10 protein-coding genes are annotated in these 13,501 nt (G+C 45.8%); 5 read left to right on the top strand and 5 right to left on the bottom strand.

The window, feature by feature from the left end:
- Positions 1–21 precede the first annotated feature (21 nt).
- Positions 22–774, top strand: coding sequence for a hypothetical protein (locus GX089_08315; protein NLP02483.1), 753 nt, complete (start codon positions 22–24; stop codon positions 772–774).
- 231 nt (positions 775–1,005) lie between these two features.
- Here the strand turns inward: GX089_08315 and clpB are convergent, their stop codons facing one another.
- A complete protein-coding gene (clpB, locus tag GX089_08320; protein ID NLP02484.1) occupies positions 1,006–3,582 on the bottom strand; it encodes an ATP-dependent chaperone ClpB in 2,577 nt (858 codons plus the stop codon).
- A gap of 441 nt (positions 3,583–4,023) precedes the next feature.
- Between clpB and GX089_08325 the strand changes: the two genes are divergently transcribed.
- The 4 genes from GX089_08325 to GX089_08340 all read left to right on the top strand — a co-directional run bounded on the left by GX089_08325 (position 4,024) and on the right by GX089_08340 (position 8,055).
- A complete protein-coding gene (locus GX089_08325) occupies positions 4,024–4,758 on the top strand; it encodes a hypothetical protein (protein ID NLP02485.1) in 735 nt (244 codons plus the stop codon).
- Positions 4,733–6,205 (top strand): RimK family protein, encoded by a 1,473-nt coding sequence (locus tag GX089_08330; GenBank protein ID NLP02486.1) that lies wholly within the window; start codon positions 4,733–4,735, stop codon positions 6,203–6,205. The genes GX089_08325 and GX089_08330 overlap by 26 nt, the downstream gene beginning before the upstream one ends.
- A gap of 15 nt (positions 6,206–6,220) precedes the next feature.
- Positions 6,221–7,465: a glutamate--cysteine ligase gene (locus tag GX089_08335; GenBank protein ID NLP02487.1), complete on the top strand. Its 1,245-nt coding sequence runs from the start codon at positions 6,221–6,223 to the stop codon at positions 7,463–7,465.
- Between the two features lie 443 nt (positions 7,466–7,908).
- Positions 7,909–8,055: a hypothetical protein gene (locus tag GX089_08340; protein ID NLP02488.1), complete on the top strand. Its 147-nt coding sequence runs from the start codon at positions 7,909–7,911 to the stop codon at positions 8,053–8,055.
- 1 nt (position 8,056) lies between these two features.
- Here the strand turns inward: GX089_08340 and GX089_08345 are convergent, their stop codons facing one another.
- The 4 genes from GX089_08345 to GX089_08360 form a co-directional block, all read right to left on the bottom strand.
- Entirely contained in the window at positions 8,057–9,040 is a 984-nt protein-coding gene (locus tag GX089_08345) for a radical SAM protein (GenBank protein ID NLP02489.1), read from the bottom strand.
- A 201-nt stretch (positions 9,041–9,241) separates the two neighbouring features.
- On the bottom strand, positions 9,242–10,714 hold the full coding sequence (locus tag GX089_08350) for a transglycosylase SLT domain-containing protein (protein NLP02490.1): 1,473 nt from the start codon (positions 10,712–10,714) through the stop codon (positions 9,242–9,244).
- A gap of 17 nt (positions 10,715–10,731) precedes the next feature.
- Positions 10,732–13,095 carry a CHASE2 domain-containing protein gene (locus tag GX089_08355; protein NLP02491.1) on the bottom strand — a complete coding sequence of 788 codons (2,364 nt, stop codon included), beginning with the start codon at positions 13,093–13,095 and terminating at the stop codon, positions 10,732–10,734.
- The coding region (locus tag GX089_08360; GenBank protein ID NLP02492.1) for a hypothetical protein at positions 13,092–13,501 on the bottom strand (410 nt) is incomplete at its 5' end. The genes GX089_08360 and GX089_08355, both read right to left, overlap by 4 nt.

Raw genomic sequence — 13,501 nt, forward strand, 5'->3', positions numbered from 1 at the left:
GTTTTCCGGGTTGGGAAATATATGAGACCAATAGTTAATCTGCTCTTGCTTGTATTTGTTGCTCTACCATTTCATATCAGGGCAGAAGCCAGGGAATTCAAGAGGAGTTTTGGTGTATACACCGGGCTTTCCATCCCGACTAAAGAGTTTGGTGAAAGCAAAACATCTGTTTCTTTGAGACAATCAGAGATTGGATTTGCTGATCTGGGTATGTCTGCTGGAATCAAATACCTTCAGGGACTCGGTTCCAGGGGCTTTAAATGGGCATTCGACGGGTCGGTGATACTAAACTCGTTTGATGACCACGGCTTTGGTAAGGTTTTTATCTCACAACACAGAAGTAAACTGGCTCATTTTGAGGCTGACAAAGTAGATGTGCACGGTGATTCATGGTGGGTGAATTTTGCACTACTGACCGGGCCATGGGTTGAAGCACAGCTCTCCAGTGATCTTGCGATTTATTTTTCCCTTCTTGGTGGACTCTACATCTCCAGAGTTCCGGAAGCTTCTGTAGCCGGATACTATGGTGATGATGAAGTTTATATCGGGAATGTTATCTATTCTTCTGAAACGGCTAAATCGTTTGGAATGGCCATGGATTTTGGCCTCAAGTACAATCTCTTCACACTTGGCTCACGGATTTCCTATGTCAAACTAAATGAGGTGAGCACAGTTAGTGATGCAAACATGTTCGGGGCTGTAAGTCCTGAGACCTATATGAAACGCTTCCCCGTACTTCTTATTCATATTCAACTCGGTTTTCTTTACCCCTGACCCCTGATTGACCCTTGACCCTTGATTAATCTGATTAAACAGATTGAACTGATTAAACTAGAGAAGAAGATTTTTTTGCTTTTATCGGTGTCGGCATCGGAATCGAAATAGGTATCTCTTCGATACCGACAACTGATTAAACTGATTTAGCCAGGGAAGAAGATTTTTAGTTTTATAATGAATCTGAATTATCCATGAAAGCTGGATAATTCAGATACAGTAAGAATTTTCTCAGGCTTTAATGGAGATCCGGTCTCCTTCAGTTGATATCTTTACTGTGTCACCCTCTTTTATATCCCCTGAGATAATGAAACGGGAGATTGGCGTTTCCAGTTCCTTCTGGATCACCCTTTTAATTGGTCTTGCACCATAGACCGGATCATATCCCTTTTCAGCCAGAAGGTCCTCTGCTGCCTCATCTATCTGCAGTCCGATACCGTTTGCGGTTAGACGCTCTTTGAAACGGGAGATCTGGATCTTGACAATTTCACGGATATGTTCAAGAGAAAGAGAGTGAAATACCACTATCTCGTCCACCCTGTTGAGAAATTCGGGCCTGAAGAATTTACGCAGTTCACCCATCACTGTATCTCTTACCTTCTCATGGCCATCACCGCTGTATTCAGTTATGAACTGCGAGCCTATATTGGAAGTCATAATAATTATTGTGTTCTTGAAATTCACTACCCTTCCCTGGGAGTCCGTTATCCGCCCGTCATCGAGAATCTGCAGCAGGATATTGAATACATCACTGTGTGCCTTTTCTATTTCGTCAAACAGTACAACAGAGTATGGGCGTCTCCTTACAGCCTCGGTCAATTGTCCCCCCTCCTCATATCCTACATATCCCGGAGGAGCGCCAACCAGTCTTGAGACTGCAAACTTCTCCATGTATTCTGACATATCTATGCGTACCATCGCCCGTTCATCATCGAAAAGATTATATGCCAGCGCCCTGGCAAGTTCGGTTTTTCCCACTCCGGTCGGGCCGAGGAAAATGAAACTTCCTATAGGACGATTGGGATCTTTTAAGCCTGCCCTGGCGCGCAGAACAGAATCGGCAACTGCCTCCACCGCCTCATCCTGACCTATAACCCTCTCATGGAGGTGCTCTGAGAGATGGAGGAGCTTTTCCTTTTCTCCCTGGACCAGTTTACTTACCGGAATGTGTGTCCATCTGCTGATAATTTCGGCAATGTCTTCCTCATCCACCTCTTCTTTCAGAAGTCTGCTGCCCTGTTCCTGTGTTTTCAGTTCATCCTCAGCTTCCTTGAGCTGTTTCTCCATGAGGGGGATTTTACCATGACGGAGTTCAGCGGCCTTACTCAGGTTGTATTCACGTTCCGCCTTCTCCAGCTCATGCCGTGCCTGTTCCAGTTGACCTCTCAGGGCCTGCAGATTACCGACTTTACTTTTTTCACTCTCCCAGCGTGCTCTCAGGGATGCCGTATTTGCCTTGACTTCTGCCAGCTCCTCCTGGATTTTTCTGAGTCTTTCCCTGGAAGAGGGATCTTTTTCTTTCTTAAGCCCCTCTATTTCGATCTCAAGCTGCATCTGCCGCCTTACTGCCTCATCCAGTTCCGCAGGACTGCTGTCCATCTCTGTGCGAAGCTTTGCAGCAGCCTCATCTACAAGGTCAATAGCCTTGTCCGGAAGAAAGCGCTCTGTAATATAGCGGTCGGAAAGGGTAGCCGCGGCCACAAGGGCACTGTCGCGGATACGTACTCCATGGTGAACCTCGTAGCGTTCGCGAAGTCCTCTGAGAATGGAGATGGTATCTTCAACTGACGGCTGATTGATAAGGACTGTCTGGAAACGTCTCTCGAGTGCCTTGTCTTTCTCGATGTATTTACGGTACTCATCGAGTGTTGTTGCTCCGATAGCGTGCAGTTCTCCCCTGGCAAGCATCGGCTTGAGCATATTGCCGGCATCCATGGAACCCTCTGCAGCACCCGCTCCCACAACAGTGTGAAGTTCATCGATAAATAGGATGATGTTCCCGTTCTCCACTACTTCTTTGAGCACCGCTTTCAGACGCTCCTCGAATTCGCCTCTGAATTTGGCACCGGCAACAAGTGCTCCCATATCCAGAGAGACAACCTCCCTGTTTTTTAACCCTTCAGGGACATCACCCCGGATAATCCGTGATGCCAATCCTTCGACAATGGCTGTTTTTCCCACTCCCGGATCACCGATAAGTACCGGGTTGTTTTTGGTTCTTCTTGACAGGATCTGAATTACCCTCCTTATCTCCTCATCACGTCCTATCACAGGATCGAGCTTTCCCTGTCTGGCCATCTCGGTGAGGTTACGCGCATACTTTTCCAGTGCTCCGAAAGTGCTTTCCGGGTCCTGTGATGTTACTCTCTGTTTTCCCCTGAGATCTTTAAGCGCATCCATCACCGATGCAGCATTTATACCCAGTTCTGAAGCGAAGGATTTACAATCCGGGTCTTTTTCAAGGGCAGCGATAAAAAGATGTTCAACACTGGTGAACTCATCTTTCATCTGCGATGTTTTACGGATAGCCTCATTTAATATGGTGGAAAGGGACCTTGACATATAGGTCTGGACCCCTTGTCCTGTGACAGTGGGTACTTTTCTAAGGCTCTCCATAGCTGCAGATTCGGCGCTTGATAAAGAGACGTTGAGTTTAGCCAGAATAGATGGTACAAAGCCGTTTTCCTGTCTGATCAGGGCCAACACAAGATGCATCGGGAGTATCTCCTGATGATTCATCTGGACTGCCAGGGAGTTAGCGCTGTTAAGCGCTTCCTGTGATTTTCTGGTGAATTTTTGAATATCCATAGGTCTCCTTTTTTTTAGTGCCCCTTATGTAAGCAAGCTCTGTGCCGAATCATGGAAGGCTTTTTTAGGGGGTAAAATTCAGGGATAGTGTTTTATTATGGTGAGGTGAGTGTTTGTAAATGAAACGGTCAGGGAATTTGCCCGGTTAAGTCATGAATTTATACCGGAGGTAATTCTGGGGCTTAAATGCCTGAGTCACTATTTCATCTTAAGGACAATTGTCCCGGGCATTATTGCATCATCGCTATATGTGAATTAATCTTCACAGAGTAAAATATATTACAGCTCTGTCCGTAGTCCCGAAAGTGAATACCTGTTATGAATCCGGTCTGTTTTTTTTCGTCAACAATAAATAATTTGCTCCCTCTCAGGGGTTAGTATATTTTTATTTTCCAGCCTGAAGGTGAAGTCCTTAGTGCTGGAAGGCTTTTAGCCAATTATATGGAAACTCAGTTACCATTTACTATTCTTGCCCAGCCCACAGAAACGACATGCGGTCCCACCTGCCTTCATGCTATATACAATTATTACCATGATATTTACCCGCTGGATGTGCTTATACAGGAGATTCCTACCCTCAAGGAGGGGGGCACTCTCGATGTACTTCTTGCCTGCCATGCTCTGAAGCGGGGGTATAAGGCAACGATCTACACTTATAATCTTCAGATGTTTGATCCTACCTGGTTTAACGGGGAGAAAAATGTCAACCTGATCGATAAATTGACAAAGCAGCTCTCCTGTAAAAAGGATCACAGATTGCAGGTAGCAACAAAAGGATATATAGAGTATATCACGCTGGGTGGCGAGCTTAGATACCGTGACCTGAGTCCGTCTCTGATCAGAAAATATCTAAACAGGGGTATACCTATCCTTACCGGATTAAGTGCCACATATCTTCATGGGAGCCCCAGGGAGGACAGCCGGGGAGTTGCAGATGATGTCTGCGGGTCACCATCCGGGCACTTCGTTGTTCTTTACGGCTACAATAAGAGCGAAAAGTGTGTATATGTAGCCGATCCTTTTCGCCCCAATCCCTTTTCGGACGACTGTTACTGTAAAATCAGAATAGAACGTGTGATCTGTTCTGTTCTGCTGGGAATTTTAACTTACGATGCCAACATTTTAATACTTGAAAGGCCTGAGGCCAAAGATGCCAAATCTGATAGTAGTCAATAATCCAAAAGACTGGACATTTCAAATTCCGGGAGTGGAGCTTGTGTCTGCCCGTTCCTATTTGACAGGTGAAACTTACAGTCAGATGCGCAACGCAAGGGTGTTCAATCTATGTAAATCTTACCGGTACCAGAGCATGGGTTACTATGTCTCTCTTCTGGCATCGGCCCGCGGGCATAAACCGCTGCCCAATATCACCACAATTCAGGATCTCAAGTCACAGACCCTGATCCGTTTTGTAGATGATGATCTCGATGAACTGATACAGAAGTCTCTGGCGCATATAAAAGGAGATTCTTACAATCTGGATATCTACTTTGGCAGGAATATTTCCAGATGTTATGACAGGCTGGCGCTTCAGCTTTACAATCTTTTTCCTGCTCCGCTTCTGAAAGCGGAATTTGTGCGTAACAAGGAGGTCTGGCATCTGCAGAATATCGATCCGATCTCCACCGGTGAAATTCCTCCGGAGAATCATCATTTTCTTGTCGAGGTTGCAACCTGGCATTTTTCCGGAAGAGGTGTGAGCACGGTAAAACGCAAGGCCCAGCGCTATGATCTGGCTATTTTATGGGATCCCAAGGAGGAAGAGGGGCCATCAAACGAGAAGGCGATAAAAAAGTTTGTTTCTGCCGGGGAAGCACTCGGGTTTCACTCCGAGGTGATCGGCAGGGATGATTTCGGGAGTCTTGCCGAATTTGATGCTCTTTTCATAAGAGAAACAACAAGTGTCAATCATCACACTTATCGTTTTGCAAGAAGAGCCAAAGCTGAGGGGCTGGTGGTAGTGGATGATCCTGAATCGATTCTCAAGTGCTCCAATAAGGTCTATCTGGCTGAACTGCTCGATCATCACAATATCCCTACCCCCCGCACCAGTATAGTTCATAAAGAGACCCTGGATATGGTTTTAAAGGAAATCGGTTTTCCCTGTGTCCTGAAGCAGCCTGACAGCGCCTTTTCTCAGGGAGTAATGAAAGTTGATACAGAAGAGCAGTTCCAGGCTGAAGCCTGCCGGATGCTTTCGAAATCGGATCTGGTAGTAGTTCAGGAGTATGCTCCTACCGATTTTGACTGGAGGGTGGGGGTTTTTGATCAGAAGCCTCTTTTTGTCTGTAAATACTATATGGTGAAGAATCACTGGCAGGTGATAAAGAGGGATTCAGTCGGCAGAAAAAGGGAGGGACGTTTTGAAACTATTCCGGTTGAGTTAGCTCCGTATCAGGTAGTAAGGACCGCTCTTAAAGCTGCCAACCTTATCGGAGATGGTCTTTACGGAGTAGACATAAAACAGATCGGCAAGACCAGCTATGTCATGGAGATAAACGACAACCCCAATATCGATGCAGGTATTGAAGATCATGTGTCCAAAGGAACCCTTTATGAACGCATTATGGAGGTCTTCCTGCGGAGAATAATCAATAGTAAAAACGGCCTGGTTTACTACTGATTCCATATTCTTTTTATGTTTCATCTTTTTGAAAAATATGGAATAGAGCTGGAGTACATGATAGTTGACAGGGACACTCTCAGAGTGCTTCCGTCCAGCGATTTTGTGATGGAGAAAGCCTGTGGGAAGATCACAGATGAACTGCCCAGAGGAGAGATCTCCTGGTCAAATGAACTGGTGCTTCATGTAATTGAGTACAAGACAGCTTACCCGGTTTCCTCCTTTGAAAACCTCGGGGCTCATTTCCTGAAATCGATATCTGATACCAACCAGATCCTCGAGGAGATCAACGGCTGCCTTCTTCCGGGCCCGATGCATCCGTTTATGGACCCCTTTACAGAGATGCATCTCTGGCCCCATGCCTGTAATGCGGTTTACGAGGCCTTTGACCGGATATTCTCATGTAAAGGGCATGGATGGGCTAACCTGCAGAGCATGCATATCAACCTGTCGTTTGCCGGTGATGAGGAATTTGGAAGACTGCATGCGGCTATCCGTATGGTGCTGCCGATTATTCCCGCTCTTTCTGCCGGTTCTCCTGTTGTGGATGGAAAGGTGAGCGGATTTTCAGATACCCGCATGGAGGTTTACAGGCATAACTCGGAAAAAATCCGCTCTATTACAGGAGATTTAATACCGGAACCGGTTTTTTCCGAGGAAGAGTACCAGGATGTGATTCTGAAGCCTGTTTACAGGGACCTTGCTCAGTATGATCCTGAGGGCATACTGCAGGAGGAATGGGTAAATGCCAGGGGAGCGATTGCCCGGTTTGACCGTAACACAATTGAGATAAGGGTCATAGATGCGCAGGAGACGCCTTTTGCGGATCTGGCTATAGCATCTGCTGTTACAGGGGTAGTTAAACTTCTGGTAGATGAGGAACTTTGCTCTTTTCAGGAGCAGAAAGAATGGGCCACAGATCCGCTCAAGAAGATTTTCCTGGACACGATCAGAGGCGGGGAGAATTCAATAATCGACAATTCGGATTATCTCGAAAGTATGGGTATTCCGGAGAAGACTGCCACTGCGGGAAGTGTCTGGAAACATCTGGTAAAGAAGCTTTTTTTGCATCAGAGCGGATCGATTTCCACATATTATCCGTTTCTTGAGACTATTCTCACAGAGGGCACGCTTTCAACAAGGATTCTACGTGCTGCGGCAGGAAATACAGGGAGAGAAAATATCAAAAGGGTTTATCGGGCTTTAAGCGAATGTCTTAAAAATGGAAAGATGTTCAGTGATAAGCCGGATTTAAAATAATTCAATTGATATAGCTTCAATAGTGACCGTTTAACTAAAATGTTTACAGTTTAGAATTAACGGAAGATGTGTATTGTTTTTTATTGCCGATACACTTTTACTTCCACGTCATTCCTTCGGAAGCATGAAACCGGGAATTATGACCTGTATGCCTGTTTTCACAGGCATGACGCACTGAGTAGACAGATGTTCATTGCAAGCAGCACTCTTACCTTCATGTCATTCCCGAGAAATCGGGAATCCAGTCTTCACGATTCATAATTTCTGGATGTCTGTTTTCACAGACATGACGCTCCGGGGTGACGGGTGTTCTTTACAAGCAACATCTTTACCTCTACGCCATTCCTGAGGAAGCATGAATCCAGGCATGAGTGGAAGAATGTATTTTCAATGGTGGAACTCCTGATTATTTAATAACAGCCGTTAAGAAAAGAGGAAACAGGGTGTTTTCAAGAAACAGGAAATGGGCAGTTCAGGCATTCAAATCGCTTCTTTTTACAGTGGTCTTCTATCGTTTTGCCCGGTTTTTTCTTAAAATGGCTGAAAAGCAGGCGGGTAAACCGGAGAAGAAGAAAGCGGAAAAGAAATGAATTACTCTCCTGTCAATCTTTCCTCTTTATGTTCCTTGAAGTTGATTATAAATTTCGTGTCAATTTTCTCGATCTGCTGGTAGAATCCCTCGAACCCTGCTTCGATAAATTGCTCTTTTGTCCTCTCGTATTCATCGGGATTGAGAGTTGTGTCGATTTCCGGAAATTTAGATGTTTTGTAAAGTGGTCGGTACTGAGCCATAAGGCTTACGGTAATGTCAATGGGATCAAAGCTGGTTTTCAGAAAAGAAAGCACATTTTCACTCGAGAGGGTGTTTCCGGGGAGAACCAGGTGGCGGATGCAGAGGCCGCGCCAGGCGATCCCATCGCTGTCCACTTTTAGCGGCCCTGTCTGGCGGAACATCTCTTTTATGGCGTTCTGGTTGACCTGCGGGTAATCTTCCGCATGTGAGTATTTTCGTGCTGCCTCTTTGTCGCCGTATTTCATGTCGGGCAGGTAAATATCTATGATACCATCCAGCATGGAAATAACCGATGGAGACTCATATCCGCTGCAGTTGTAAACAATGGGTATCCGCAGGCCATCTGTGGTTGCGATACGCAAAGCGCGCACTATCCATGGCAGAAAATGAGTCGCAGTGACAAGGTTGATATTATGGCATCCAAGCTCCTGCAAATGGATCATCTTTTTCGCGAGATCGTTTATGGAATAAACACTGCCCTCATTTTCCTGGGAAATCTGATAGTTTTGGCAAAAACAGCATCTCAATGAGCAGTGTGAGAAGAAAATCGTGCCCGAACCTCTTGTACCAGAGATTGGCGGCTCCTCGCCATGATGGGGAAAGATGCTTGAAATCACCAGTTCACCAGGTGCGCCGCAATATCCTTTTCGGTTTTCGAATCTGTTGACTCCGCATAGGCGGGGGCAGAGAGCACAGTTCCGTGCTGCTTTATCGATTCGTTCTATACGGTTTTCCCAGTCCTTATCTGAGAGGTATGAACAGGAGCAGATGTGTTCAGCCATAATTTTTGTCAGGTATAATTGTTTGTTTTCCGATCAAAATATACGTTTCTCCTCCACTGTTTGTTTCCCAAATCGATATCGGTATCGGCATCGGAATCGGTATCGAAAAGGATTACTTTCGGGATAAGCAAAAGGTTGGTTTATCATTTTAACGAGACCTCGGGGAATAGCCTTTCAAACTGAAAGTATCATCTCACAAAATCACAGTAAGTTGTATTCCTCCGGATTCTCCGAAATTATCATCAATGCTATGACCCTTGGGATGTACTCATTTGTCTCCTCTGCCAGTATTCCCATTCTGTAAATGTACCAGAAGTCTCTGTTCCTGAGGGGATCCTCTATTTTTCTGAGTGCGTTCATGATTCTTCCTTCACCTGCATTGTAGGCTGCCATACAGAGCATGACAGAGCTTTTTGATCCGAAGATTCCGATCAGTTCCCGGAAATATTCAGCCGCTGCCAGGGTGGACTTTTCAGGATCTATGCGTTGATCAAGGGTTTCATTTACTATAAGTCCGAAGCGACGTGCAGTGTTGGGCATTAGCTGCCAGATTCCTCTGGCACCTGCGGAACTGGTTGCCAGAGGATCAAATCCGCTCTCGAGCATCGCGATATAAGCCAGTTCTGTGGGCAGTTTTTTCTCGCTGAATATCCTGTGGATCATCGGGAAGAAAAGATCTCTGCGTTTCATAAATTTCCGGATAAGATTCTTTTGTGCTCCAGTAAAGACATCGATGTGATATCTTACCCTTTCAACCATCTCTTCGGGTATGAAATAATCCGTTTCTCCGTATCTTTTCAGGATATCATCGATTTTTCTCTCCAGGGGATCAGAATAATAACCCTGAAAATCATGGTCATCAAAGCGGTTTCTCAGTGTCGAGAGTGCTTTCTGTTTGGTTTCTATATCGGAGATCAGTTTTTCCAGTCTCTCTCTGTTTCCGGGTCCTTTCTTGATTTCAGATATTTTCTTATCGTACATTGCTATCTCGGTTTTCAGCGCTTTTGCCTCATCGAGAAGTGTTTTGTACTGGTGTGCTCGTATAGCGAAAAAGGATATAAGCACTGCTGCCACAATAAGAACTGTCGAGAAAATGTAAAGCAGTTTTTTTCTTCCGGAATTTGCGGCGAGAAAAGCGGATTTCAGGAGAATTGATTGAGTCTGGCCGATTCTGCCGCGTTCAATAATTCTGGAAAGACGTTTACGGTTATCGAGCAACTTTCGCATGTCCTCAGAAGCAAGTTCCTTTTTAAGAATTTTATATTCGATCTCTCCGGTCATGGTGACAAGTTGCTCTTCAGGAGATTCAACAGACGGGGATGGCTGGTCAGCTGGAAATGTAATCTCTTCTGCTTCTTCGCATCCTGGAGGGTACTGAGATTCGATGAGTTTAAATCTGGGTCCGGTCATTCCCAGTCCCAGTTCATCATTGATCTGAAGTTCCTGCTCAGTTATTCTTTTCCCATTGACGAATGTTCCATTTGTGCTTTGCAAATCCTGAATTATTATCCGCTGTGCCGTTTTGTAAATGATTGCGTGGTGTCCTGAGACATTTTTATACGATGTGTCAATCTGGATACTATTCTGGCTGTTCCGTCCGATACCGGTCACACCATCGGGAAGAAGATATTTCTGACCGTTACTGCCGGTCATTTGCAGGTAGATGAAGCTCACGGTGGCCTCAGATGTTGTCAGTTCCAGAATCTCTTTACAAGCTGAGAAAGGTGCCTGTAGCCGTCGTTACCGGCCAGGCTGAAGAAAGCTCTCTCCAGATCAACTCGGAAAGCATTTGCCGAACTGTATCTTCTGGACGGGTCGACAGAGAGCGCCTTGTCAATCACTCCTGAAACTTCGGGAGAAATTTTCACCAGACTTTCCAGAGGTTTATAGTCTCCACAGTTTTTGGCTGTTACAAGAGCCGGGATCTCAGTCTGAGGAAATGCTCTTTCACCGGTTATAAATTCGTAAAGTGTTGCCCCAAGGGCATAGATATCGGTTTTGCATGTCAGTTCAATGCTGCTGAACTGTTCAGGTGCCAGGTATGGAAGAGTACCGACAACATTGCCGAACTCAACTGTGTGCAGTGAGACATCAAGAGGTCTGGCAATGCCGAAATCAGTCAGCTTAACACGCCCGCTTCGGCTGAGAATTATGTTTGCGGGTTTAAGGTCGCGGTGAACGATCCCTCTGCAGATCTTTCCATAAATAGTAATAGTCTGATTGTGTGCGTAGTGAAGGGCTTTTGCAACCTGTATACCTATTGCGAGTGCCTGTTCGACAGAGAACAGTTCACACTTCTTCAGTATTTCATCAGTGGATGCCCCATTTACAAATTCCATCTCCAGGCAGGGCAGTGAGTACCAGTCTCCCACGCCGTAGCAATGGACAATGTTTGGATGGTCAAGTTTGGAGAAGATTCTCAGTTCGGTTTCAAACCTGGTTTTAAATGTTTCGGACTGACCGGGTTTGATCACTTTGACAGCACGATAGAGTTCCAGACGCGGGTTCCATACCAGATACACATCGGCCATACCTCCAGATCCCAGTGTACGTATAATCTTCCCATCTGCAATTTCTCTTATTTCCTCAATGATACCGCGATCCGGTGATATTGTACCTGACAGCATCCATTTTGAATCGGTTTTCTGCCCTGTAATCATACTTCCGGATAACTGTGCATATTCACCACCTTTGCGGGAGAGAAGTGACCTGGTCGCGAAAATTGCGGTATCGGTCTGAAGAACCTGATCTGAGAAATCCTGCTCTGAGGGCGGGGGAATAATCTGGTCGGCATCGCTTTCACCCGGTTCCAGATTGATGAAGAGTACTCCGGCAAGAGACGGGTCCACTCTGGTAACGGCCAGCCAGACAAGAGAGAACAACCACGCGTAAATATGTGATGAACTTTCCCAGTAAGAATTGAGAAAATGAAAAGTGTAAAATCCCGCACATAAACTCAGGATTACTGCCGCTGTCGCGGAGATAAAGGCATGAGTCTTTTTGGTACCGGGAAATAGAATCGCAAGGCCCGGGAAGATAAAGAGGAGAAGAATCCAGTTTAAAGCTACCAGCAGGGGGGAATCGATTCTTACCCATGACTTTTGGAGTATATCAAGAGCCATCGTTGCCCAGATCTTTACCCCTGGAAACTGGGACACAACGGGTGTGATAAAAAAGTCAGCTCCGGACATAGGATCTGTTACACCTGCAAAAACCAGTTTACCTTTAAACACTGATGGGTCAACTGTTCCGTTCAGCACATCGACGGCTGAAATCTCTGGGATGGGCCTTTTCTGGTTTCTGAAATTTATAAAAGTCGTCGCGGCATAGGATGTAAGAGGAATTTCAGTATCTTTTATGATAATCTTTCCATTGCCGTCAAGTACCAGATCAGCCGGAGATGCACCAAAGTAAGATGTCACTGCGGAGACACAGAAAGAGGGGAAGTATTCTCTGCCAACCTTTATCACATGTATGGCTTCACGGATCTTCTGGCTGGAGCTGCTTGTGGATACATTCAGGAAGCCCCCGTAACGGGCATATCTTGAGAAGAGCGTATCCGCAGCATCGATCTCAGAGGCAGCATAGAAAGGTATGTTTTCCAGTTTTTCAGGGTTGGAATATCTCAGAAAACGGAAATTCATTATATCTGCCGGGACATGCTTCTCCTGTGCTGTTCTGTCATTTGTAATACCACCAGCCCTGAAGGGAAGCACAAGATTTGGGGTACGGGAGAATACTGCACTCAGACTGTCGTTTTCATCCTTTCCCGGGCGTCTGGGGAAGAGGAAATCCAGGGCGATACAGTTGGGGGAGCCTGATGAGATCTTCTCGATCAGGTAGGCCATACGGCTTCTTGGCCATGGGAAAGCTCCCAGTTCTCTGATGCTTTTATAATCCACGCCGACAACCAGAACTGAATCAGCGGCATCATGTGCTATGAGCGAGAAATTCAGATCATAAAAAAGATTATCAAAGAAACGCAGGGGCTTAAAGAACGTGATCAGTGCAAGGAGCAGAGTTCCAACTCCCAGTATCAGAACCTTTTTGTTCATCTGGGCTGCTCCATGAATATCTCTGCGATTCTTTTGTCGCGTTCCTCGTTCCATTTCTCCCAGGAATCGGTTGAGTCAACTGAGAAAGAGAGTGGTTTTGATGGTACGCCGAATTTATCGATCCTGATTTTCTGCATGGAGCGTACGATCTGTGTCCAGCTATCCATGCTGACTTCCTGAGGTCCCGCGATTTCATCAGGACCTGATATCTCATGTACACCTGCGACTTCGGATCCGGGCTTCCGGGCAGCGTTTCTTACCGCTACTTCTCCCGAATAAACTTTTACTTCCGATGAGGAATCGGAATATACTGAAGTCTGATACACTGTGCCATGTACAGCAGCGATTGCGGTCGGCAGTTCCAGTTCGAATCTGCTTATCTTGTCCTTGAATTGCTTCATCTTTG

It is taken from the genome of Fibrobacter sp., from assembly GCA_012523595.1.
GTDB lineage: Bacteria > Fibrobacterota > Chitinivibrionia > Chitinivibrionales > Chitinispirillaceae > JAAYIG01.